This window comes from Streptomyces sp. NPDC094143, from assembly GCF_040303825.1.
Classification (GTDB): domain Bacteria; phylum Actinomycetota; class Actinomycetes; order Streptomycetales; family Streptomycetaceae; genus Streptomyces.
This window is the reverse complement of the sequence record NZ_JBEOTZ010000040.1, coordinates 1-23,868: the sequence shown is the minus strand read 5'-3', so window position 1 is coordinate 23,868 and position 23,868 is coordinate 1. Positions and strand designations below refer to the sequence as shown.

The 23,868-nt window shown below is 70.0% G+C and carries 19 protein-coding genes and 2 tRNA genes; 5 read left to right on the top strand and 16 right to left on the bottom strand.

All coding sequences use genetic code 11. The features are described 5' to 3' along the window. Nucleotides 1-8: 8 nt before the first annotated feature. From mreC to ABTZ58_RS34070, 6 genes are all read right to left on the bottom strand, one after another. On the bottom strand, nt 9-956 hold the full coding sequence (mreC, locus tag ABTZ58_RS34095) for a rod shape-determining protein MreC (protein WP_351365430.1): 948 nt from the start codon (nt 954-956) through the stop codon (nt 9-11). A 144-nt stretch (nt 957-1,100) separates the two neighbouring features. Next, complete coding sequence (locus tag ABTZ58_RS34090; protein ID WP_028422119.1) at nt 1,101-2,120, bottom strand: rod shape-determining protein; 1,020 nt, start codon at nt 2,118-2,120, stop codon at nt 1,101-1,103. A 274-nt stretch (nt 2,121-2,394) separates the two neighbouring features. Next, complete coding sequence (ndk, locus tag ABTZ58_RS34085; protein ID WP_351365427.1) at nt 2,395-2,808, bottom strand: nucleoside-diphosphate kinase; 414 nt, start codon at nt 2,806-2,808, stop codon at nt 2,395-2,397. A gap of 90 nt (nt 2,809-2,898) precedes the next feature. Next, nucleotides 2,899-3,255, bottom strand: coding sequence for a DUF4233 domain-containing protein (locus tag ABTZ58_RS34080; protein WP_309093891.1), 357 nt, complete (start codon nt 3,253-3,255; stop codon nt 2,899-2,901). 6 nt (nt 3,256-3,261) lie between these two features. After that, on the bottom strand, nt 3,262-4,785 hold the full coding sequence (folC, locus tag ABTZ58_RS34075; RefSeq protein WP_351365424.1) for a bifunctional tetrahydrofolate synthase/dihydrofolate synthase: 1,524 nt from the start codon (nt 4,783-4,785) through the stop codon (nt 3,262-3,264). A gap of 192 nt (nt 4,786-4,977) precedes the next feature. Next, nucleotides 4,978-7,602: a valine--tRNA ligase gene (locus ABTZ58_RS34070; protein WP_351365421.1), complete on the bottom strand. Its 2,625-nt coding sequence runs from the start codon at nt 7,600-7,602 to the stop codon at nt 4,978-4,980. Between the two features lie 138 nt (nt 7,603-7,740). Here ABTZ58_RS34070 and ABTZ58_RS34065 point away from each other — a divergent pair, with 138 nt between their 5' ends. Beyond that, the gene (locus ABTZ58_RS34065) at nt 7,741-8,706 is read left to right on the top strand and encodes a hypothetical protein (protein ID WP_351365418.1); all 966 of its coding nucleotides are present in this window, start codon (nt 7,741-7,743) and stop codon (nt 8,704-8,706) included. Between the two features lie 63 nt (nt 8,707-8,769). On the opposite strand, the gene clpX is transcribed toward ABTZ58_RS34065, so the two are convergent. The 5 genes from clpX to ABTZ58_RS34040 form a co-directional block, all read right to left on the bottom strand. Then, on the bottom strand, nt 8,770-10,056 hold the full coding sequence (gene clpX, locus ABTZ58_RS34060) for an ATP-dependent Clp protease ATP-binding subunit ClpX (protein WP_351365415.1): 1,287 nt from the start codon (nt 10,054-10,056) through the stop codon (nt 8,770-8,772). 181 nt (nt 10,057-10,237) lie between these two features. After that, nucleotides 10,238-10,945 carry an ATP-dependent Clp protease proteolytic subunit gene (locus ABTZ58_RS34055; protein ID WP_309093887.1) on the bottom strand — a complete coding sequence of 236 codons (708 nt, stop codon included), beginning with the start codon at nt 10,943-10,945 and terminating at the stop codon, nt 10,238-10,240. 110 nt (nt 10,946-11,055) lie between these two features. After that, nucleotides 11,056-11,661 (bottom strand): ATP-dependent Clp protease proteolytic subunit, encoded by a 606-nt coding sequence (locus ABTZ58_RS34050; RefSeq protein WP_030240055.1) that lies wholly within the window; start codon nt 11,659-11,661, stop codon nt 11,056-11,058. Between the two features lie 359 nt (nt 11,662-12,020). Next, nucleotides 12,021-13,409, bottom strand: a complete 1,389-nt coding sequence (gene tig / locus ABTZ58_RS34045; protein ID WP_309093886.1) for a trigger factor — start codon at nt 13,407-13,409, stop codon at nt 12,021-12,023. Between the two features lie 217 nt (nt 13,410-13,626). Then, nucleotides 13,627-13,703: transfer RNA gene (locus ABTZ58_RS34040), tRNA-Pro, on the bottom strand. 164 nt (nt 13,704-13,867) lie between these two features. Between ABTZ58_RS34040 and ABTZ58_RS34035 the strand changes: the two genes are divergently transcribed. Then, nucleotides 13,868-13,938: transfer RNA gene (locus ABTZ58_RS34035), tRNA-Gly, on the top strand. 304 nt (nt 13,939-14,242) lie between these two features. Here the strand turns inward: ABTZ58_RS34035 and ABTZ58_RS34030 are convergent. After that, nucleotides 14,243-14,437 carry a hypothetical protein gene (locus ABTZ58_RS34030; RefSeq protein ID WP_010041885.1) on the bottom strand — a complete coding sequence of 65 codons (195 nt, stop codon included), beginning with the start codon at nt 14,435-14,437 and terminating at the stop codon, nt 14,243-14,245. A gap of 622 nt (nt 14,438-15,059) precedes the next feature. Here ABTZ58_RS34030 and ABTZ58_RS34025 point away from each other — a divergent pair. Further along, on the top strand, nt 15,060-16,244 hold the full coding sequence (locus ABTZ58_RS34025; protein WP_351365410.1) for an acyltransferase family protein: 1,185 nt from the start codon (nt 15,060-15,062) through the stop codon (nt 16,242-16,244). Nucleotides 16,245-16,256: 12 nt separating this feature from the next. Here ABTZ58_RS34025 and ABTZ58_RS34020 read toward each other — a convergent pair whose 3' ends face one another. Further along, nucleotides 16,257-16,718, bottom strand: a complete 462-nt coding sequence (locus ABTZ58_RS34020) for an HD domain-containing protein (protein ID WP_351365407.1) — start codon at nt 16,716-16,718, stop codon at nt 16,257-16,259. A gap of 35 nt (nt 16,719-16,753) precedes the next feature. Further along, nucleotides 16,754-17,932, bottom strand: coding sequence for a PP2C family protein-serine/threonine phosphatase (locus tag ABTZ58_RS34015; RefSeq protein ID WP_351365404.1), 1,179 nt, complete (start codon nt 17,930-17,932; stop codon nt 16,754-16,756). Nucleotides 17,933-18,094: 162 nt separating this feature from the next. Here ABTZ58_RS34015 and ABTZ58_RS34010 point away from each other — a divergent pair, with 162 nt between their 5' ends. Beyond that, complete coding sequence (locus tag ABTZ58_RS34010) at nt 18,095-19,354, top strand: GNAT family N-acetyltransferase (protein WP_351365401.1); 1,260 nt, start codon at nt 18,095-18,097, stop codon at nt 19,352-19,354. 99 nt (nt 19,355-19,453) lie between these two features. Here the strand turns inward: ABTZ58_RS34010 and ABTZ58_RS34005 are convergent, their stop codons facing one another. Then, nucleotides 19,454-20,281: an Fpg/Nei family DNA glycosylase gene (locus ABTZ58_RS34005; RefSeq protein ID WP_351365398.1), complete on the bottom strand. Its 828-nt coding sequence runs from the start codon at nt 20,279-20,281 to the stop codon at nt 19,454-19,456. 415 nt (nt 20,282-20,696) lie between these two features. Next, nucleotides 20,697-21,182: a ribose-5-phosphate isomerase gene (locus ABTZ58_RS34000; RefSeq protein WP_351365395.1), complete on the bottom strand. Its 486-nt coding sequence runs from the start codon at nt 21,180-21,182 to the stop codon at nt 20,697-20,699. A 278-nt stretch (nt 21,183-21,460) separates the two neighbouring features. Here ABTZ58_RS34000 and ABTZ58_RS33995 point away from each other — a divergent pair, with 278 nt between their 5' ends. Beyond that, the gene (locus ABTZ58_RS33995; RefSeq protein WP_351365392.1) at nt 21,461-22,939 is read left to right on the top strand and encodes an amino acid permease; all 1,479 of its coding nucleotides are present in this window, start codon (nt 21,461-21,463) and stop codon (nt 22,937-22,939) included. Nucleotides 22,940-23,868: the final 929 nt, after the last annotated feature.

Sequence of the window (23,868 nt, the reverse complement as noted above, 5' to 3'; positions counted from 1 at the left end):
GACAGCTCCTACTGCTCTTGCTGGTTCTGGCCGTCCACGGGAGCCCCGGCGGACGGCGTCACGGTCACCGTCACCGTCGGCCTCGGGGTCGGCTCGGGCTTGGGCGGGAGCACCGTGTCACGCGGGTCCTTCTTCGGGGACTCGACCACGACACCGACGATGTCGAGCTTGCTGAACGCGGCGTAGGGCGTGACGTAGAGCGTGCGGGTCAGGCCGCCGCCGGAGGGGTCGACGCGGGAGACCACGCCGACCGGCACGCCGGGCACGAACGGCCGGTCGGCCTGCGAGCCGAAGGTGACCAGACGGTCGCCCTTCTTCACCTCGGCCTTGCCGTTGAGGAGTTCCACGCGCAGCGGGCGGTCGCCCTGCCCGGAGGCGAAGCCGAGTTCGTCGCCGGACTCCATGCGGGTGCCGACCGTGAAGTCGGGGTCGCTGGCGAGCAGCACGGTGGCGGTGTTGGGGCCGACGGTGGTGACGCGGCCGACGAGCCCGTCGCCGTTGAGGACGGTCATGTCGCGCTTGATGCCGTCGTTGGCGCCGACGTCGATGGTGATGGTCCAGGAGAAGCCCTGGGCCGCCCCGATGGCGATGACCTCGGCGCCCTTGATGCCGTACTGGCCCTGCCCGGCGACCTTCAGCAGCTTGTCGAGCTGCTTGAGGCGGCTGCGGGCGCGGTCGTCGCTGCCGAGGCGGGCCTTCAGGGCCGCGTTCTCCTCTTCCAGAACGGCGAGCCTGTCGTGCCGTTCGCCGGAGTCGGCGATGGCGGAGACCGCGTTGCCGACCGGGTCGACCGCGGACGACACGCCGCTCTCGATCGGGCCGAAGACCGTCGCCGCGGTCTGCCGGGCACCGTCGACGGGCGAGTCCTCCCCACCGCGGATGTCCACCGTGATCAACGCGAACGCGATGGCGATCAGCAGCACCAGGAGCAGCCGGCTCTCTCGTGTGTCCCTCACGTGCGGCGGCCGTGCCCTTCCTCATAGGAATTCGGGAAGCCCCAGGGAATACCGAGGGGCTGCTTTGTGGGAGCTTATGCCTCTATATCAACGATCCGCCGTACGAGAGGAGATCGTCCCGTACGGCGGAATCGAAGAGTTATGTCATCTGCGCGGCTGGGCGTCCAGAACCTGCTGCAGCGCCTCGAACTCCTCGACGCACTTACCGGATCCGAGCGCCACGCTGTCCAACGGGTCCTCGGCGATGTGGATCGGCATGCCCGTCTCCCGGCGCAGCCGCTCGTCCAGGCCCCGCAGCAGCGCCCCGCCGCCGGTCAGAACGATTCCTCGGTCCATGATGTCGCCGGACAGCTCCGGCGGGCACTTGTCGAGGGTCGTCTTGACGGCGTCGACGATGGCGTTGACCGGTTCCTCGATCGCCTTGCGGACTTCGGCCGCGGAGATGACGACGGTCTTCGGCAGGCCGGAGACCAGGTCCCGGCCGCGGATCTCGGTGTGCTCGTCGGTGTCGAGGTCGTACGCCGAACCGATCGTGATCTTGATCTGTTCGGCCGTCCGCTCACCCAGCAGGAGGGAGTACTCCTTCTTGACGTGCTGGATGATCGCGTTGTCCAGTTCGTCGCCGGCCACCCGGATGGACTGGGCGGTGACGATGCCGCCGAGGGAGATGACCGCGACCTCCGTCGTACCGCCGCCGATGTCGACCACCATGTTGCCCGTGGCCTCGTGGACCGGCAGGCCGGAGCCGATGGCCGCCGCCATGGGCTCCTCGATGATGTGCACCTGGCGGGCGCCGGCCTGGGACGACGCCTCGATGACGGCGCGGCGCTCGACGCCCGTGATGCCCGAGGGCACACAGACGACGACCCGCGGACGAGCCAGATACCGCCGCTTGTGGATCTTCAGGATGAAGTAGCGGAGCATCCGCTCGGTGATCTCGAAGTCGGCGATCACGCCGTCCTTCAGCGGACGGACGGCAACGATGTTGCCGGGCGTGCGCCCGATCATCTTCTTCGCTTCGGCGCCGACCGCGAGGATGCCACCGGTGTTGGTGTTGATCGCGACCACGGACGGCTCGTTGAGTACGATCCCGCGACCCCTGACGTACACCAGCGTGTTGGCGGTCCCGAGGTCGACAGCCATGTCACGGCCGATGAACGACATTGAGTTCCCCATCAGGATTCGTCTGGCCTTCCCATGAGCTTTTGAGGGCTTTTCAGGTCGGCAAAGGTGGGTGCTGTGACGTGAAGGCTTCCATGGTAGACGCGCCTTCGCGAACACTGCGGGAGGGTCTGCGCCATTGTCAGCAGATGCCGTGCGCGTTCGCTTGTGGAGACGGGCGTTCGGGGGCGATCGTTCCCTCGTACGCCACGCATATGCCGCAAAGCCCGGGGGCGGCGCCCCCGGACCTGCCGTATGTGCTGATGACGTGCGGACGCTACGCCCGGCCGGGGAAGAAAATCTTCACCTCGCGCTCGGCGGACTCCTCGGAGTCGGAGGCGTGGATCAGGTTCTCCCGGACGATGACGCCGAAGTCACCGCGGATGGAGCCGGGCGCCGCGGCGATCGGGTCGGTCGGACCGGCCAGCTGACGCACGCCCTCGATGACCCGCTCGCCCTCGACGATCATCGCCACGACCGGCCCGGAGGCCATGAACTCCACCAGCGGCTCGTAGAAGGGCTTGCCCTTGTGCTCGCCGTAGTGCTGCTCCAGCGTGTCCTGGTCCAGGGTGCGCAGCTCCAGCGCGGTGATCGTCCAGCCCGCCTTGCGCTCGATGCGGCCGATGATCTCGCCGGTCAGGCCACGACGGACGGCGTCGGGCTTGAGGAGGACGAGGGTGCGCTGGGTCACGACGGGGCTCCTTATGCGTGAAGGCTGTGCGGTGATGCGGTGATGCGGTGATCCGGTGGGACGAGATTACCCGGCGTGTCGGGGCGCCTGTTACGCAGCGTCAGGTGTGGAGGAGCCGGCCTGGGCGGCGAATCTCGCCTTCGCCTCGTCCACCTTCCGCCCGTAGTGCACGGACGCCCACCACAGGGCCGCGAAGATCGCACCGAGGAAGAACATGGTCGGCACGATGAAGCCGGACGCGATCAGCGCGATCTGCAGCGCCCAGCCGAGGGCGACCCCGCCGGGCCGCGTCACCAGGCCGCACAGCACCACGCACAGGAACATGGCGATGCCGCTGACCGTCCACACGGTGGTCATGGACAGGTCGGGATCCTTCATGGCGACCAGCCCGGCGAAGCCGATGACGAAGAACTCGCCGATCAGGGTGGAAGAACAGAGCGTACGCATGGGTTCTCAGCCCCTCCCCAGGAGCAGTCGGGCCTCGCCGACGGTGATGACCGAACCGGTGACGAGCACACCGCCGCCCGCGAACTCGCCCTCCTCCTCGGCCAGGGTGATGGCGGCCTCCAGCGCGTCGGGCAGCCGCGGCTCGACCTGGACGCGCTCCTCGCCGAACACCTCGACGGCGATGCCGGCCAGCTCGTCGGCGTCCATCGCCCGGTGGCTGGAGTTCTGCGTGACGACGATCTCGGCGAACACCGGCTCGAAGGCCTCCAGCAGCCCCCGCACGTTCTTGTCGCCGCTCGCGCCGACCACGCCGATGAGGCGGCTGAACTGGAACGCCTCCCCGATCGCCTCGGCCGCCGCCCGGGCGCCCGCAGGGTTGTGGGCGGCGTCCAGCACGACCGTCGGGGAGCGCCGCACGACCTCCAGCCGTCCCGGCGAGGCCACGGCGGCGAACGCCTTGCGGACCGTGTCCAGATCGAGCGGGTCGGGCCGCTGCGCGCCGACGCCGAAGAACGCCTCGACGGCGGCGAGCGCCACGGCCGCGTTGTGCGCCTGGTGCGCGCCGTGCAGCGGCAGGTACACCTCCCGGTACTCGCCGCCCAGTCCGCGCAGCGTCAGCAGCTGCCCGCCGACGGCCACCTGCCGGTCCACGACACCGAACTCCAGCCCTTCCCGAGCCACCGTCGCGTCCACCTCGACGGCCTTCTTCAGCAGCACCTGCGCCGCCTCGACCGGCTGCTGCGCCAGGATGACGGTGGCGTCCTGCTTGACGATGCCGGCCTTCTCCGTGGCGATCTCGGCGTGCGTGGTGCCGAGCCGGTCGGTGTGGTCGAGGTCGATGGGCGTGACGACGGCGACGTCCCCGTCGATCACGTTCGTCGCGTCCCAGGAGCCGCCCATGCCGACCTCGACGACGGCCACGTCCACCGGGGCGTCCGCGAAGGCCGCGTACGCCATGGCCGTGAGCACCTCGAAGAAGGACAGCCGGTAGTCCTGCGAGGCGTCGACCATCTCCACGTACGGCTTGATGTCCCGGTACGTCTCGATGAACCGCTCGGGCGAGATGGGGGCGCCGTCCAGGCTGATCCGCTCGGTGATCGACTGCACGTGCGGCGAGGTGTAGCGGCCGGTGCGCAGCTCGAAGGCGCCGAGCAGGGCCTCGATCATGCGGGCCGTGGAGGTCTTGCCGTTGGTGCCCGTGATGTGGATCGACGGGTACGACCGCTGCGGCTCTCCGAGCACGTCCATCAGGGCGGCGATCCGGGCGACCGAGGGCTCCAGCTTGGTCTCGCCCCAGCGCGTGGCGAGCTCCGCCTCGACCTCGCGCAGGGCCTTGTCGACCTCGGGGTCGGCGGGCCGGGCCGGGATGTCGGCCTCCGGGGGGCCGCCCTGGGTGCGCAGGGTCCGGCTGCCGGCCTCGATGACCGCGAGGTCGGGGTCGCGGGTGGTCTCCTCCGCGATGATCTCGTCGAAGGCGGTGAGGGGGTCGGGCTGGTCGTCGGCGCTGTGGTCTGGAGGGAGCTCGCTCACGGGGTCAGTCTACGGAGGCGGAGTGACATCGGTCGGGGGTGGTTTGTGTCGTCGTGGGTGCGGGCCGTCTGCGGCTTGTCGAGCCCACGCGGCGGAGCCGCATATCGATGACAGCCCCGCGCCCCTCGAAAGCGGGTACGCGAAGGCCCCGGTACCCAGTGGCACCGGGGCCTCCACCACTCTGCGAACGGGCTACGCCTGCGGCAGCCTCTCCAGCTGGGCCTGGATGCGGGCGATGTCCTCCTCCGCCTTGGCGAGGCGGGTGCGGATCTTGTCCACGACGTGGTCGGGGGCCTTCGCCAGGAACGCCTCGTTGCCGAGCTTGGCGCCCGCCTGGGCCTTCTCCTTCTCGGCCGCGGCGAGGTCCTTCGCCAGGCGCTTGCGCTCCGCCGCCACGTCGATCGTGCCGGAGAGGTCGAGGGCGACCTCGGCACCGGCGACCGGGAGGGTGGCCGTGGCCGTGAAGGACTCGCCCTCTGGCTGGAGGCGCAGCAGCTGGCGGATGGCCGCCTCGTGCGGCGCGAACGGCGTGCCGTCCAGGGTGAGGCGGGCCGGGACCCGCTGGCCGGGCTGGAGGCCCTGGTCGGCGCGGAAGCGGCGGACCTCGGTGATGACCGACTGGAGCGACTCGATCTCGCGCTCGGCGTCGGCGTCCCGGAAGCCGCTGTCCTTGGGCCACTCGGCGATGACGACCGACTCGCCGCCGGTCAGCGTCGTCCACAGCGTCTCGGTGACGAACGGGACCACCGGGTGCAGCAGCTTCAGCGTGACGTCGAGGACCTCGCCCAGGACGCGCTTGGAGACCTCGGCCGCCTCGCCGCCCGCCTGGAACGTCGTCTTGGACAGCTCGACGTACCAGTCGAAGACCTCGTCCCACGCGAAGTGGAACAGGGCATCGGACAGCTTCGCGAACTGGTAGTCGTCGTAGAACGCGTCGACCTCGGCGACGACCGAGTTCAGGCGGGAGAGGATCCAGCGGTCCGTCGAGGACATCTTCGACGGCTCGGGCAGCGGGCCCTCGACCGTGGCGCCGTTCATCAGCGCGAAGCGCGTGGCGTTCCAGATCTTGTTGGCGAAGTTGCGCGAGCCCTGGACCCAGTCCTCACCGATCGGCACGTCGACGCCCGGGTTGGCGCCGCGGGCGAGGGTGAAGCGCAGGGCGTCGGAGCCGTACTTGTCCATCCAGTCCAGCGGGTTGACCGCGTTGCCGAAGGACTTCGACATCTTCTTGCCGAACTGGTCGCGGACCATGCCGTGCAGGGCGATGGTGTGGAACGGCGGGGTGCCGTCCATCGCGTACAGGCCGAACATCATCATCCGGGCGACCCAGAAGAAGAGGATGTCGTAGCCGGTGACCAGGACGGAGTTCGGGTAGAACTTCGCGAGCGACTCGGTCTGCTCGGGCCAGCCGAGCGTGGAGAACGGCCACAGGCCCGAGGAGAACCAGGTGTCGAGGACGTCGGTGTCCTGGCGCCAGCCCTCGCCGCTCGGCGGCTCCTCGTCGGGACCCACGCAGACGACCTCGCCGTCCGGGCCGTACCAGACCGGGATGCGGTGGCCCCACCACAGCTGGCGCGAGATGCACCAGTCGTGGAGGTTGTCGACCCAGTCGAAGTAGCGCTTCTCCATCTCCTGCGGGTGGATCTTGACGCGCCCGTCGCGGACGGCGTCACCGGCCGCCTTGGCGAGCGGGCCGACCTTGACCCACCACTGCATGGACAGGCGCGGCTCGATGGTGGTCTTGCAGCGCGAGCAGTGGCCGACGGAGTGGACGTACGGGCGCTTCTCCGCGACGATCCGGCCCTCGGCGCGCAGCGCGGCGACGATCGCCGAGCGGGCCTCCAGCCGGTCCTGGCCCTGGAAGGGGCCGTGGGCGGTGATGACCGCGTGCTCGTCCATGATCGTCAGTGCCGGGAGGCCGTGGCGCTGGCCGATCTCGAAGTCGTTCGGGTCGTGGGCCGGGGTGACCTTGACGGCACCCGTGCCGAACTCGGGGTCGACGTGCTCGTCGGCGACGACCGGGATGGAGCGGTCGGTCAGCGGCAGCTTGACCAGCTTGCCGACCAGGTGCTTGTAGCGCTCGTCCTCGGGGTGGACGGCGACGGCCGTGTCACCGAGCATCGTCTCGGCACGGGTGGTGGCGACGACGATGGTGTCGTCCCCGTCGCCGTACTTCATGGAGACGAGCTCGCCGTCGTCGTCCTGGTACTCGACCTCGATGTCCGAGATCGCGGTCAGGCACCGCGGGCACCAGTTGATGATGCGCTCGGCGCGGTAGATCAGCTCGTCGTCGTAGAGCCGCTTGAAGATGGTCTGGACGGCCTGGGAGAGGCCCTCGTCCATCGTGAAGCGCTCACGCGACCAGGCGACGCCGTCGCCCAACCGCCGCATCTGCCCGCTGATCTGGCCGCCGGACTCGCCCTTCCACTGCCAGACCCGCTCGACGAAGGCCTCACGGCCCAGGTCGTGCCGGGACTTGCCCTCCTTCGCCAGCTCGCGCTCGACGACGTTCTGCGTGGCGATGCCGGCGTGGTCCATGCCGGGCTGCCACAGCGTCTCGAAGCCCTGCATGCGCTTGCGGCGGGTCAGGGCGTCGATGAGGGTGTGCTCGAAGGCGTGCCCGAGGTGCAGGCTGCCCGTGACGTTCGGCGGCGGGATGACGATGGTGTACGGCGGCTTGTCGCTCTTGGCGTCCGCCTCGAAGTAACCCCGCTCCACCCAGCGCTCGTACAGCGGCCCCTCTACGTCGGCCGGCGCGTACTGGGTCGGCAGGTCGGTGCTGGGCGCTGGTGGCTGCTGCTGAGCGTTCTCGGTCACGGGGGTCAGTTTAGAGGTGTCACGACGCCGTCCCGAAACGCGTTTGTCTTGTAACGGTGGGGGGCCCGATGCCATGCACACGGCGGGTCTGCGCCAGGATGTCGGAAAGACCTGACCATCTGGAGGGGAACCCAGAAGATGAGCTACAACCAGCCGGGCCCGTACGGCGGGCAGCCCCAGCAGCCCGGACCGTACGGCCAGCCGGGCCCGTACGGCCAGCAGCCGCAGGCGCCCCAGCCCGGCTACGGCTACCCCCAGCAGGCCCCTCCGCCCCAGCCCGGCTACGGCTACCCGCAGCAGCCCCCGCAGGGCGTCCCGCCCCAGCAGGCTCCCTACGGCCAGCAGCCCCCGTACGGCCAGCAGCCGCAGCCGCCCTACGGCCAGGCCCCGTACGGCATGCCGCAGCCCCCGGCGCCGGGCGGCGGCAAGAAGAAGACGGGCATCATCATCGGCGCGGTCGCCGTCGTCGCTGCGATCGGCGTGGGCGCGTACTTCGTGCTCGGCGGGAGCGGCGGCGCGGGCGCGCTGGAGGACGACGGTCCGCACAAACTGACGACACCGGCGAAGGTCCTCACCGACTACAACCGCACCACCAAGGACGGGCAGACCGCCGGCGACGACTCGACGGCGGAGCTGGAGAAGAGCGGCGTCAAGAACGCCAAGACGGCGGCGGGCCTCTACTCCACGGTCGACCTGAGCGACTACGACCCCGACGATCCGTCGTCCGCCGCGAAGATGGCCACGGCCAAGACCCTTTCGGTGGCCGGTGCCTACGGCGAGATCTCCGACCCGGAGAAGACGCTGGACCTGTTCTTCGCCAATTTCAGGAAGTCGGCCGAGAAGGAGTCCTCCACCGGGTCCGGCAAGCCCGAACTGGTCGGCGAGCCGGAGTCGGCGGACCTCGACGGCGCGGTCATGAAGTGCCAGTCGGTCAAAGGCCAGGACCAGCTGACGAAGAAGGAGAAGAGCAACTGGTTCTGCGCGTGGGCCGACTACAGCACCATCGCCCTCATCTCGCCCGGTGACGCGGCGCAGGGCGTCACCAAGGACGTGGCGATCGACCTCACCACGAAGGTCCGCAGCGAGATCCGGGTGAAGGCCTGACACCAGGAACGACCAAGGCGCCCGGCGATTCGCCGGGCGCCTTCTGTGTGCCGGGGGTGGGGGCTAGGCCGTCTTCTGCTCGCCCGGCCCGCGGCCCCGCGCATCGCGCGGGATCAGGGTCGGGTTGACGTTCGACTGGACGACGTCCGCCGTGATGACCACCCGGGCCACGTCCTTGCGGGACGGGACCTCGTACATCACGCCCTGGAGGACTTCCTCCATGATGGCGCGCAGGCCGCGGGCGCCGGTCTGGCGGAGGATGGCCTGGTCGGCGATGGCCTCCAGCGCCTCGCGCTCGAAGTCCAGCTCCACACCGTCGAGTTCGAACAGGCGCTGGTACTGCTTGACGAGCGCGTTGCGCGGCTCGACGAGGATCTGCAGCAGGGCCTCGCGGTCCAGGTTGTGGACCGAGGTGATGACGGGGAGGCGGCCGATGAACTCGGGGATCATGCCGAACTTGACCAGGTCCTCCGGCATGACCTCCTGGAACTGGTCCTTGGACTCCATCTCGCGCTTGGAGCGGATCTGCGCGCCGAAGCCGATGCCCTTGGCGCCGGCCCGGGACTCGATGATCTTCTCCAGACCGGAGAAGGCACCGCCCACGATGAACAGCACGTTCGTCGTGTCGATCTGGATGAACTCCTGGTGCGGGTGTTTGCGGCCGCCCTGCGGCGGGACCGACGCCGTGGTGCCCTCCAGGATCTTCAGCAGGGCCTGCTGGACACCCTCGCCCGAGACGTCGCGCGTGATGGAGGGGTTTTCACTCTTCCTCGCGACCTTGTCGATCTCGTCGATGTAGATGATCCCGGTCTCGGCCTTCTTGACGTCGTAGTCGGCGGCCTGGATCAGCTTCAGGAGGATGTTCTCGACGTCCTCGCCGACGTAGCCGGCCTCCGTCAGGGCCGTGGCGTCGGCGATCGCGAAGGGGACGTTCAGCATGCGCGCCAGGGTCTGCGCGAGGAGGGTCTTGCCGGAGCCCGTGGGGCCGAGCAGGAGGATGTTGGACTTCGCCAGCTCGATGGCGTCGTCGCGGCCGCTCCCCCCGGCGTTCTCACCGGCCTGGACGCGCTTGTAGTGGTTGTACACCGCTACGGACAGGGCCTTCTTGGCGGCCTCCTGGCCCACCACGTAGCCCTCGAGAAACTCGTAGATCTCGCGCGGCTTCGGGAGTTCCTCCCAGCGGACCTCGCTGGTCTCCGCCAGCTCTTCCTCGATGATCTCGTTGCAGAGATCGATGCACTCGTCGCAGATGTAGACACCGGGCCCTGCGATGAGCTTCTTGACCTGCTTCTGGCTCTTGCCGCAGAACGAGCACTTGAGCAGATCGCCGCCGTCACCGATGCGTGCCACGGTGTGCTTCCCCTTCGCCTGGGAGACTCCTGGACGTCGACGTCCAGCGGACTCCTGGTGCTGCCTTATGTCCGACGGTACCTTGCCGGGCCCCTCGTCCGGGCCCCCCTTGGCACGGTTCGCTTTGACGTGAACCGGGCCAAACCGTGTCAAGGGGCGGCAGACGATACAACCTCACGCCTCAACGCAGGCTCGAGTTGTCCATCTTCCGGGTGGTGATGATCTGGTCGATCAGCCCGTAGTTCAGCGCGTCCTCGGCCGTGAGGATCTTGTCGCGCTCGATGTCCTCGCGGATCTTGTCGATCGCCTGGGTGGAGTGCTTGGCCAGCATCTCCTCCAGCTGCGTACGCATCCGCAGGATCTCGTTGGCGGCGATCTCCAGGTCGGACACCTGGCCGCGGCCGGTCTCGCTGTAGGGCTGGTGGATCAGCACGCGCGCGTTCGGCAGGGCCATGCGCTTGCCCGGCGTACCGGCGGCCAGCAGCACTGCGGCGGCGGAGGCCGCCTGGCCCATGCAGACCGTCTGGATGTCCGGCTTGACGTACTGCATCGTGTCGTAGATCGCCGTGAGCGCCGTGAAGGAGCCGCCGGGGCTGTTGATGTAGACCGAGATGTCCCGGTCGGGGTCCATCGACTCCAGGCACAGCAGCTGCGCCATGACGTCGTTGGCGGAGGCGTCGTCGATCTGGACGCCGAGGAAGATCACGCGCTCCTCGAAGAGCTTCGCGTACGGGTCGTACTCGCGAATGCCCTGGGAGGTGCGCTCGACGAAGCGCGGGATGACGTAGCGGGACTCGGCCTGCGGGCCGGTGTAGCGGCCCTGCGAGGCGCTCACGTCCTGCACGGCCTGAGTACGGTCGTAGATCCCGCTGCCGGGGAATGCGTTCACGGTGTCTCCTGAAAGGGGCTGAGGCGGTCGGCTGGGGCTGCTGGGGCGTCCCGGGGCCCTCACGGGTCCGGGCGGGGTCCTACGGGGCTCGTGGAGCCGCGTGGGACCTCTCAGGCCCCGGTGCCGCCGCCGCCCGGCATACCGGCGGCCGTGGGGATCACGTCGTCGATGAGGCCGTACTCCTTGGCCTCGAAGGCGTCGAACCAGCGGTCGCGGTCCGAGTCGCGGGTGATCTGCTCGACCGTCTGGCCGGTGTGCTGAGCGGTGAGCTCGGCCATGCGCTTCTTGGTGTGCAGCAGCCGCTCGGCGTGGATCTTGATGTCCGAGGCGGAGCCCGCCAGACCCGCGGAGGGCTGGTGGATCAGGATCTCGGCGTTCGGCAGAGCGAAGCGCTTGCCGGGGGTGCCCGCGCTGAGCAGGAACTGGCCCATGGAAGCCGCGAGACCCATGGCGATGGTCACCACGTCGTTCTTGATGAACTGCATCGTGTCGTAGATCGCCATGCCGGCCGTGATCGAACCGCCGGGGCTGTTGATGTACAGGTAGATGTCCTTGTCCGGGTCGGCGGCAAGGAGCAGCAGCTGTGCGGTGATCTTGTTGGCGATGTCGTCGTCGACCGGCTGGCCGAGGAAGATGATCCGCTCGTTGAGCAGCCGGTTGTAGACCTGGTCGCCGAGGCCACCACCGATGGAAGGCTCGCCGGCGGCTGAAGGCATCAGATTCGTCACGTATCCACCTGCTCGTCTTACGACGGCGCCGGGCCGTCTCACGTGTTCCCTGCGGGGCGGGAGCCGTATCGGAGACTCCACTGCCCTGGTATTCATGGACCCTAACGCGCGGGTCCCTTCGGGGAATCCCGGAGATGGGGGTGTTCGCCGGGGGCGTAGCGCGGCGGGCTCCGCCGGGGCGGCGTGCGGTCTCGTCGTGGGTGGTGCGGCAATCGCCGGGCTGCGGGCGGGTGGGGGCTTGTCGCGCAGTTCCCCGCGCCCCTGAGGTGCGCTTGCCTCTCTGGGGGGGGCAAGAAGGCCCTGGGGCGTGCCCCAGGGCCTTCTCAGTCGCTCGTCGCTGCCGGGGCTCAGCCCTCGGTCTTCTCCTCGGCGGACTCGGCCGGGGTCTCCTCGGCCGCGGCCTCGGCGGACTCCGTCTCGTCCTCTTCGTCGTCGAGGTCGATGATCTCGCCGTTGGTGTCCTTGACCGTGGCCTTCTCGACCACGACGGCCAGGGCCTTGCCGCGGGCGACCTCGCCGACCAGGAGCGGAACCTGGCCGCCCTCGACGACCGCCTGGGCGAACTGGTCGGGGGACATGCCGGAGGAGGCCGCGCGGCGCATGAGGTGCTCGGTGAGCTCCTCCTGGTTGACGTTCAGCTTCTCCTGCTTGACCAGCTCGTCGAGGACGAACTGGGTCTTGATGCCCTTGACCGCGGCCTCACGCGTCTCGGTCTCGAACTCCTCCTCGGTCTTGCCCTGGATCTCCAGGTACTTCGCGAGGTCGAGGCCCATCTGGCCGAGCTGGTGGTGCTCCAGGTTGTGCTTGCGGGTGTTGATCTCGTCCTCGAGCAGCTTCTCGGGGACGGGCACCTCGACGAGCTCCAGCAGCTTCTCCAGGACGCGCTCCTGGGCCTGCGTGGCCTGGTCGTACTGCTTCATGTTCTCCAGGCGCTTGCGGCTGTCGGCGCGCAGCTCCTCGAGGGTGTCGAACTCGGAGGCGAGCTGCGCGAACTCGTCGTCCAGCTCGGGCAGTTCACGCTTGGCGACCTGGGTGACCCTGACGGTGACCTCGGCCTCCTTGCCGGCGGCGGAGCCGCCCTTGAGCTCGGAGGTGAAGGTGGCCTCGCCACCGGCCTCCAGGCCCTTCACGGCGTCGTCGATGCCGTCCAGCAGCTCGCCGGAGCCGATGGTGTAGGAGACGCCGCTCGCGACGCCGTCCTCCAGGACCTCGCCGTCGACCTTGGCCTCCAGGTCGATCGTCACGACGTCGCCGTCCTCGGCGGCACGCTCGACCGGGGCGGTGGAGGCGAAGCGCTCGCGCAGCTCCTCGACGGCCTTGTCGACGTCTTCGTCGGTAACCTCGACCGCGTCGACCTCGACCTCGATGCCGGAGTAGTCCGGGATCTCGATGGCGGGGCGGATGTCGACCTCGGCGGTGAAGTTCAGCGTCTCGCCGTCCTTCAGCTCCGTGATGTCGACCTCGGGCTGGCCCAGCGGGCTGAGCTCGGCCTCGTTGACCGCGTCGGTGTAGAACTTCGGAAGCGCGTCGTTGACGGCCTCCTCCAGCACGGCACCGCGGCCGAACCGCTGGTCGATGACCCGGGCCGGGACCTTGCCCTTGCGGAAGCCCTTCACCGTGACCTGCTGGTTGATCTTCTTGTACGCCGCGTCGAGGCTGTCCTTGAGCTCCTCGAAGGGCACCTCGACAGTGAGCCGAACCCGAGTCGGGTTCAGGGTCTCCACGGCGCTCTTCACGGTTCGGTCTCCTTGTGGCTGACTTCTTGGTTTCTGCCGGGGCCAGAACGGCCCGGCGGATTTCGCCGCCCGGAGGACTTCAGACGATGAGACACACGGGCGTGCAGCTTGCATAGTAACGGCAGCGACTACACCGCCCAAAAGGCGATCACGCGAGTGATCGGGAGAAGATCACCCGAGGTGGCCGGATGACGATCACCCGAGGTGGCCGGATGGCTGGTCGGGGTGGCGGGATTTGAACCCACGGCCTTCCGCTCCCAAAGCGGACGCGCTACCAAGCTGCGCCACACCCCGTCTGGTGCGACACGTAGGGTACATGCCGGCAGGCGGTGCGGCCGCCGTATTTCCACGGGGCCGGGGCCGCGTCGGCGCGGGCCCGAAACGCGGTGTGCGTGGTGCGGGCCGGACCCGCTACCATGCCTTCAGTGCCGGGGTCGCTCCGACCTGGCGCGTGCTGTGCGGGCGTAGCTCAATGGTAGAGCCCTAGTCTTCCAAACTAGCTACGCGGGTTCGATTCCCGTCGCCCGCTCTCCTGGCCTCGGGCCCGGTTCCCCGGAACCGGGCCCGAGGTGTTTCTCCGGCCGGTGCGCGCATGCGGGGCGGCCGGAGGGGGGCGTCATGTACACGCGGGTGGCGGAGGCGGTCGGGAGCCCGGATGGGCGCCTCGGCGGGCCGGGCCGCAGGCCGTCGGGAGGTCCGGCTTCGGCTGCCTCGCGAGGACGCTGCCCGCCGTCGGGGCCGAGGCGGTCATCGGTGCGGTGGCCGCCCCCCTCGGGGAGGGCGGAGTCGTGCGGGCCCATCCCCGTACGCGCGGCGCGGACCCGTGCCGGCCGTCAGAAGCTGATGGAGTTGATGGTCTCCGCTATCGAGTTCAGGAACCGGTTGATCGACGGGGCCATGCCGGTCGAGGCGAGGAAGAAGCCGAAGAGGATCGCCACGATCGCGGGACCTGCCTTGATGGATCCCCCTCTCAGCAACACCACAAGGATGATCGCCAACAGCAGCACCACAGACAGTGAAATGGCCACAACTGATCACACCCTCGGTCGGTCCGCTCTCCCGGCCCGGGGACGCGACCCCGCGCACCCCGCCAGAACCATCGTGCCACCAACCCGGCCTGGCTATGCGGCGGCTGACGCATCGACCGCCTCCGTGTCGCCCGGAGGCGCGCACGCCGCCCGGGGGCGAGGGCTCAACGGCGGGCGCTCGTACGGCATTTCGGCACGCCACCCGTGCGGGGAATTCGACCGTGTCGTTTCCGTCTCCACACAACGCGTTCGCCATTAATTCGAATTGTCGCCAGGGCCTCATCAACGACCCCGTGGGGCAGCTCCGAAGGGCGCTGAAGCGGACATTCCGCCGGAGTCCCCTGCTGGTCTTATGCACCGCTTAGTCCGGACGTATCCCGACAAGCAGGGCCCAGGGGGTGCACACGATCCGTCATGGGGCGATGTGTTGGTCATCACTCGGACGGCGATGTCAACCACCCGTAATCCGGGGTACCCGGAGCGAATAGCCAGGATTCACATCCGGCGTTTTACGAATAGCTGCAGGGAACGCTAGGGTGCCTCAGATGTTCCACGCTGCCTCGTCCCCCGTAAGCGCAGCGAGGTCCCGGATCGTCTCCCCGAGCTCCTGGTGGGAGGGTCTGTGACGAACTCGCTGCGACCGAACGGCGACCGCAAGGCGCCACTTCCCCCGGCCCAGCCACCGGCCGACGGAGTGCCGAGCCCGCGCTCGCCGCACAGCCCGCAGAAGAAGCAGAACGGCAAGCAGCGCGACGCGTTCTTCGACAACGCCAAGTACCTCGCGATCGTGCTGGTGGCCATGGGCCACGCCTGGGAACCGCTCAAGGGCGACAGCCGCATACTCGAGGCCGCGTACCAGGTCGTCTACGCGTTCCACATGCCGGCGTTCATCATCATCTCCGGCTACTTCTCCCGCAGTTTCGACATGCGGCCGGACCGGCTGAAGCGCCTGATCACCGGCGTCGCCGTGCCGTACATCGTCTTCGAGACGGCCTACCCGCTCTTCAAGCGCTGGATCGACGACGACCCGAGCCAGGACATCAGCCTCCTCGACCCCTGGTACCTGACCTGGTTCCTGGTCGCGCTGTTCGTCTGGCGGCTCACCACCCCCATGTGGAAGCTGGCCCGCTGGCCGCTGCCGCTCGCGCTCGGCCTCGCGATGCTCGCGACCATCAGCCCCTCGATCGGCGACGACCTCGACCTGCAGCGCGTCCTGCAGTTCCTGCCGTTCTTCGTGCTGGGCCTGTCGATGAGGCCCGAGCACTTCCACATGGTGCGCCGCCGTTCGGTGCGCATCGCGTCGGTGCCCGTGTTCGCGGCGGCGCTGGCCGTCAGCTGGTGGGCGGTGCCGCGGATGAACACCGCGTGGTTCTACCACCGCGACTCCGCGCAGGAGCTGGGCGCCCCGTGGTGGACCGGCCCGGTGATGGTGCTCGCGCTGTTCGGCTGCTCCCTGGTGCTGACCGCGTGCTTCTTCGCCTGGGTGCCGCGCCGCCACATGTGGTTCACCGCCCTCGGCGCCGGCACGCTCTACGGCTACCTGCTGCACGGCTTCCTGGTGAAGGCCGGCGACTACCAGGGCTGGTTCGAGGCCTCCTGGCTGCACCACCCGGCCGGTGAGATCGCCGTCACCGTCCTCGCGGCCGCCGTCGTCACCGTGCTGTGCACCAAGCCGGTGCAGCGCGTGTTCCGCTTCGCTATGGAGCCGAGGATGGAGTGGGCCTTCAAGCGGGACGCGGCCGAGCTCGCCCGCGAGCGCCAGAGCGCCGAGCGGCGCGAGCGTGAGCGCGAGAAGGTCGACGCCTGACCCTCACCCGGCTCAGCCGGCCAGACCGAGAAGTGCGCGCATCCGCGCGTACTTCTCGGTCAGTCTTTCGCGAGTCGCCTCGTCGAGGACCGCGAGACGCGCCGGGTCCGCGTTGTGCGCCAGGTCCGCCTCCTTCACCAGCAGCGCGCCGGGCGTGGCGAGGATGCGGGCCGCGTACGCCCCGGGCGGCTCGCCCGTCCGCTTGGTGACGGCCCGCACGATGGCCTTCGTCCGGCTGCTCAACGCGGCCTCCCGCAGCCACTGCTCCGAGAGGGCGTCGTCCTCGACGGCGTCGTGCAGCCAGGCCGCCGCGATCTGCTCCTCGTCGCCGCCGCGCGCCCGGACACCCTCGGCAACGGCCCGCAGGTGTTCCTCGTAGGGCCGTCCGGCCTTGTCCGTCCGGCCGGCGTGCGCGGCACGGGCGATGGCCTCGATCCGGGCCAGGGTCAGCGGTGTTCGGGGCGTCTCGGTCACGGCTCCAGTGTGCCCCGGGCGCGGGCGACGGCGCGTCAGCGGGTGGCGGCGGACGTCGGACCTTCGCGGCAGATCAGCAGCAGGGCCCGGTCGTCGTTGACGTCCTTGGCGACCGCCTCGATGAGGTGCCAGGCGGCGCCGTGGAAGCCGCCGGCCACGTAGCGGTCGGCCTCGCCGGTGAGGCGGTCGATGCCCTCGACGATGTCGCGGTCGGACGTCTCCACCAGGCCGTCCGTGAACAGCATCAGCACGTCGCCGGGGCGCAGCGAGCCCTTCACCGGGTCGAACTGGGCACCGTCGTACACCCCGAGGAGCGGGCCCTCGGCGGCCTTCTCCTCCCAGCGGCCGGTACCGGCGCTGAGCTGCAGGCCCGGCGGATGGCCCGCGGAGTAGAGCTCGTAGTCGCCGGAGTCCAGGTCCAGGACCAGGTGGATGGAGGTGGCGAAGCCCTCGTCCCAGTCCTGGCGGAGCAGATAGCCGTTGGCGGCCGGCAGGAAGGCGTGCGGCGGGAGGGAGCCGAGCAGGCCGCCGAACGCGCCGGACAGCAGCAACGCGCGGGAGCCCGCGTCCATGCCCTTGCCGGAGACGTCGGTGAGGACGACTTCGAGCGTGCGGCCGCCGTTGGTGCGGGCCGCCACCACGAAGTCGCCCGAGAAGGACTGGCCGCCCGCCGGGCGCAGGGCCATCTCGCGGTGCCAGCCGTCCGGCAGGCCGGGCAGCTTGCTCTGCACGCGGATGCGTTCCCGCAGGTCGAACAGCATGGTGCCGCCGCGCCGCCAGGGCACACCGACCCGGCTGCGGAACTGCGCCAGCAGCAGTCCGAAGAACCCGCAGGCCGCGACCACCAGCACCACGCCCGGAGTGACCCGCGACGGGCCCTCCGTATAGGGGCCGAGCCGCACCGACTCCACGATCAGCGCCGTGGCGGCGGCCGCGTACAGGCCGAGCAGGCTCGCCGGGCGCAGGACCAGGCCGCCCACGACGACCGGCAGGACCAGCGCGGCCGGGGAGAACCACACCGAGTTGGCCAGTGTCGCCGCCGCGATCACCGGAACCATCAGGAGCAGACCGGCCAGGGCGATCCAGTCCGAGCCGTCACCGCGGAAGTAGTCCACGGCGGCCCGGCGCACGCCGACGCGGGCCCGGTGCCACTGCTTCTTCAACCGGGCCGTGAACGTCTCGGCTGCCGCGCGCCGCTCTCGTCCTGATGCCATTAGTTCGGGACCCTATCCAGCGGACCAGCCCCTTGGCACGGGAGGTCCTACTTGTCCCCCGTCCGAGGGCGCACGTCACAGTGAACTGCACAGCGCGCCGCCCCGCCGTCGGCCGGGAGAAATTCCCTCGCTCGTCCCGCATTGCCCTGGTAGGCATGGCGCATGGCGACTGACATGACCGGCTCTGCGGCCGACCTGCGGGTGCTCCGGCGGGACGAATGGGACAGGTTCTACGACGCCCTGCTCCGGGGGTTCGGCGGGGTGCCGGAGTCCGCCGAGGAACGGGAGTTGTGGAACTCGCTGACGGAGTTCGACCGTTCGCTCGGCGCGTGGGACGGGGACGAGTGCGTGGGCACGGCCGGGGCGTTCTCGTTCCGGCTGACCGTGCCCGGCGGGGCGTCGGTACCGGCCGCGGGCGTCACGATGGTGAGCGTGGCCGCGACGCACCGCCGCCGCGGGGTGCTGACGTCGATGATGCGCCGGCAACTGGACGACGTGCGCGCGTGGGGTGAGCCGCTGGCGGTGCTCACGGCCAGCGAGCCGGCGATATACGGCCGGTTCGGATACGGCAACGCCACCTACCACTTGAACGCCGAGATCGACACCAGCCGGGTGCGGTTGTCGGTGCCGCCCGGTACGGACGACGTACGGCTGCGGTACGCGGCTCCGGCCGACGTGCTCGACGCGTGCGAGGCGGTGTACGCCCGGCTGGTGCCGTCGCGGCCCGGGATGCTCGCGCGACGGCCCGGCTGGGAGCGGCTCGGGGTGCTCGACCCGGAGAGCGAGCGGGGCGGGGCGTCGCCGCTGCAGTGTGTCGTCGCCGAGCGGGACGGCGAGACCGTCGGATACACCCGGTACCGGATCAAGCCGGAGTGGGAGACCGCCGGGCCCAACGGCGCGGTGGTCGTGGAGGCTCTGGCCGCACTGGACCCCGCGGCGGACGCGGCGCTGTGGCGCTTCCTGTTCGACATCGACCTGACGTCGAAGGTGGTGGCGCGGGGGCGGCCGGTCGACGACGCGTGGCAGTACCTGGTGTCCGACATACGGCGGTGCCTGCCGCGGGTGCGGGACTCGCTGTACGTCCGGCCGGTGGAGGTGGGGGCCGCGCTGGAGGCGCGGACGTATCAGACGCCGGTGGACGTCGTGTTCGAGGTGGAGGACGCGTTCTGCCCCTGGAACGCCGGGCGTTGGCGGCTGAGCGGGGATCAGAAGGGGGCGTCCTGCGAGCGTACGGCGGATGCGGCGGATGTCGTGCTGTCGGTGCGGGAGTTGGGGGCGGCGTACCTCGGGGGCGTGTCCCTGGCCTCGTTGGGGGCGGCGGGACGGGTGCGGGAGGTACGGCGGGGGGCGCTGGCCGAGGCTTCGCTGGGGTTCGGGGGCGGCGGTGGTGGGCCGGCGCCCTGGCTGCCGCACGGGTTCTGATGCGGTGGGGTGCGGGCGGCTCGCGCGGGCCGGCCGGTGCTGCGTGAGGCTGCTGGCGGCCGGCTTGGGGCTGTCCGTGGATGTCGAGGCCGCAGTCGGTCAGGGGCGCTGGCAGGTCGGGCACCAGAAGAGGTTGCGGGCGGCGAGATCGGCGGTGCGGATCTCGCCGCCACAGATGTGGCAGGGCAGGTTGGCCCTGCGGTAGACGTACACCTCACCGCCGTGGTCGTCCACGCGGGGCGGGCGGCCCATCGCCTCCGGGCTGTGCTCCGGGCGGACCGTGTCGATGCGGTTGTTGCGGACGCCCTCGCGCATGAGGGCGACGAGGTCCGCCCAGATCGCGTGCCACTCGGTGGGGGTGATGTCCCTGCCGGGGCGGTACGGGTCGATGCGGTGCCGGAACAGGACCTCCGCGCGGTAGACGTTTCCCACGCCGGCGATGACCTTCTGGTCCATCAGGAGGGCTGCGATCGTCGTACGGCTGCGGGCGACGCGGCGGTACGCGGTGTCCGGGTCGGCGTCGTCGCGGAGCGGGTCGGGGCCGAGACGGTCGTGTATCGCCTGCTTCTCCGGGGGTGTGATCAGGGCGCAGGTGGTGGGGCCCCGGAGGTCGACGTAGGCCGTGTCGTTGGCGAGGCGGAGGCGGACGGTGCCGGTGGGTGGGGGTGCGGGGGCCGGGCCCGCGGTGACCTTGCCGAAGAGGCCGAGGTGGATGTGGATCCAGTGGGGTTCGCGGAAGCCGCGGTAGCCGCGGAAGCCCAGGAAGAGGTGTTTGCCGTGGGCGTCCGTGGCGGTGAGTTCCGTGCCGGTGAGGAGGGTCGCGGCGGGGGTGAACTTGCCCTGGGGGCTGGTGACGTGGGGGGTGGTGCCGCGGAAGGCTGTGGCGTAGTCCTGGGCGAGGCGGTGGATGGTGTGGCCTTCCGGCACGGGGTGCTCCCTGTGGTCGTTACGGTTCTGCCCACCGGCCCGCCCGACACGGTTCGCTCACAGGCCGGAGTCGACAGGCCCCCGGGGCTCCGCCCCGGATCCTCGCCCACCCGCCCACCCAACTCGGGCGATTCCGAGGCCGAGGTCGACAGGCCACGGGGGCCGCCCCGGGCCCGGGCGGGGACTGCGTCGCCTGCACCGCTCAGGGCCCCTGGACGGAGCTACGTTCTCTGTGCCCTCGTGGCCCCCGGCCGCGGCTTCGTTCCCCGTGCCCTCGTGGCCCCCGGCCGGGGCTACAGCCTCCTACCCCTCCGCGCACCCGCAGGCCGCAGCGACACTGCGCTTTCGCGAGGCCGCGGGGGGCGGGCGTCGGCCGGGAGCACTGCCGGCGCCTGTGGGCAGGGCGCGCGGGGTCCTACTGCTGGGGGTGGTGCGGGGGGATCGGGGGGAGGTCCGAGGTGGTTTCGTAGGCCGACAGCATGTCGATGCGGCGGATGTGACGTTCGTCACCGGAGAACGGGGTATTGAGGAACACCTCGACGAACTTGGTCGCCTCGTCCTGGGAGTGCATGCGGGCGCCGACGGCCACGACGTTGGCGTTGTTGTGCTGGCGGCCGAGGGACGCCGTCTCCTCGCTCCAGGCCAGAGCCGCGCGGACGCCCTTGACCTTGTTCGCGGCGATCTGCTCGCCGTTGCCGGAGCCGCCGATGACGATGCCGAGGGAGTCGGGGTCCGCGGCCGTGCGCTCCGCAGCGCGCAGGCAGAACGGCGGGTAGTCGTCCTGGGCGTCGTAGACGTGCGGGCCGCAGTCGACGGGGTCGTGACCCGCGTCCTTCAGCCACTCGACGAGGTGGTTCTTCAGTTCGTAGCCGGCATGGTCCGAGCCGAGGTACACGCGCATGGGACGAGTGTGACACGGGCGTTTCGGGAAAGGCGCGCGGGGTGGCGCTCGGCAAAACGTGAGCGGAATGTGAGCCGCGTTACGGAAGCTCAGGGAAACCTCAAGTAACAATCTGGATTCAAAGGTTCTCCTCGACGTTCGCCTCCGTTTCACTGGACCGGCTTGTACACCGCTCGTACGAGCCCCCGTACACCGTCATGCCGCGACACACCCCGTTCGTACGGCGCGTGCGGTTCCGTACGGAAGTACCACTCCCCGGCGCAAAGGAAATCCGTTCCATGACCTCGCAGCCGACGATGAAGACAACCGGAAACGAACCCCAAGGCCCCGGAGATCCCGGGGCGCACGGTTCCGGGCTGCAGGCCGGACTCAAGAACCGGCATCTGTCGATGATCGCCATCGGCGGTGTGATCGGCGCCGGCCTCTTCGTGGGGTCCAGCTCCGGCATCGCCACCGCCGGCCCCGGCATCCTGCTCTCCTACGCCCTCGTCGGCACGCTCGTGGTGCTGGTGATGCGGATGCTGGGCGAGATGTCGGCCGCCAACCCGACCTCGGGTTCGTTCTCCGCCCACGCCGACCGGGCGCTCGGTCCCTGGGCCGGGTTCTCCATCGGCTGGCTGTACTGGTTCTTCTGGGTCGTGGTGCTCGCGGTCGAGGCGACCGCCGGTGCCGTGATCCTGGAGGGCTGGATACCGGCCGTGCCGCAGTGGGCCTGGGCCCTGATCGTGATGGTCGTGCTGACCGCCACCAACCTCGTCTCCGTGGGCTCCTACGGCGAGTTCGAGTTCTGGTTCGCGGGCATCAAGGTCGTCGCCATCGCCGCGTTCATCGTCATCGGCGGGCTGGCCGTGTTCGGCCTGCTGCCGGGTGTCGACAGCGAGCAGGCCGGGCTGAGCAACCTCACCGAACACGGCGGCTTCCTGCCCCACGGGGCCGGGGCCATCCTCACCGGTGTGCTGCTCGTCGTCTTCTCCTTCATGGGCAGTGAGATCGCGACCCTCGCGGCCGGCGAGTCGGAGAACCCGCAGCAGGCCGTCACCAAGGCGACCAACAGCATCATCTGGCGTGTGGCCGTCTTCTACCTCGGCTCGATCTTCGTCGTCGTCGCCCTCCTGCCGTGGGACAGCAAGTCCATCACCGAGGACGGCTCCTACGTGGCGGCGCTCGACTCGCTCGGCATTCCGCACGCCGGTCAGATCATGAACTTCATCGTGCTGACCTCGGTGCTGTCCTGCCTCAACTCGGGCCTCTACACCGCCTCCCGCATGGCCTTCTCGCTCGGCCAGCGTGGGGACGCGCCGAAGTCCTTCGCCCGCACCACCTCCAACGGCGTGCCGCGCACGGCGATCCTCGCCTCCGTCGCGTTCGGCTTCGTCGCCGTGTTCTTCAACTACAAGTTCCCGGACTCCGTCTTCCTGTTCCTGGTGAACTCCAGTGGTGCGGTCGCCCTCTTCGTGTGGCTGGTGATCTGCTTCTCGCAGCTGCGCATGCGGAAGATCATCCAGGCCGAGGCGCCGGAGAAGCTCGTCGTGAAGATGTGGCTGTACCCGTACCTGACCTGGGCGACTGCCGCGCTGATCGTGTTCATCCTCGGCTACATGCTCACCGACACCGAGCACGACGGGCGCACCACCATTTCGCTGTCGCTGCTCGTCGCGGCGGTGGTGCTCGTCATCGCCTTCGTGAAGGAGAAGGTGCGGGGCGGGAGGCGGGCCGCCGGCGAGGCCGAGGCCCGGGACAGGATCTCCGCCGGCTGAGCCCTGAGGCGCTCGCCGTCCCCGTGAACGGCCGGGCCTGCGGCGCGTGTTGCTTCGGCGCACGCGCCGCAGGCCCTTTTCGCTGCCCTAGAGCACCGTGAAGCCGTCCTCGACCTTCTCATGGACGCGCAGGGCCTCCGGCTCGACGGCCACGTCGTACCAGGTGTTGACCTGGCAGGACTTCCCCTTCACGTTGAAGCCCGGCAGGCGGGCGTGCCAGTGGACGCCCTTCAGGGTGAACGTGTACTCCCAGACGACCGCGGGGTGGCCGCGGAACGGTCTCCTCCAGGCGGATCTCGCGGTAGTCCGCGCCCTGTTCCCGGGAGCCGTCCGGGGAGGTGTAGTGCACCTCCCCGTCCGTCTTCACGTCCCGCCGCCAGCCGTCGGCGGGCGCCCAGGCGAAGCCGCCCGCCTCCCGGTGCGTGCCGGGCGGCAGGCTCTGCGGCCTGGCGGTGCCCTCCACGGTGGAGTCCGCGCGGGTGAATTGCCGTCGGGCGGAGTGGAGGTCGTGCCAGCAGGATCCCCACGGTGCCGGCGGTGGCGACGGTGGCCGCGGCGACTGTGAGCAGCGTGCGGCGACTGTGTACGGAGGAGCCCGAGGGCGGGGCCGGGGGTGAGGATGGCCGCGCGTTCGCGGGGGCTTGCGTGGGTGGGGTGACGGAGCGGGGTGGTCCGGGCTGCGGTGCGGTGTCGACTGCGGGGCCCGGCGCGTGATCTGCTGCCGCTGGGCGTGGCCGGTGCGTCGTTGCTGGCCGCGGCGTGGCCGGTTTGTGGTGGTCGCAGCGGCGGCGGCCGGTGGTGCGGGAGGGCTGATCCGGCCTCCTCGTGGGGCGGACACGGCAAGAGGCCCGCGGGGGGGGGGGGGGCCCGCGGGGCGGGGCCGCCCGGCCCCCCGGGGCCGGCTGTGTGGGGAGGTCAACACATAAGGA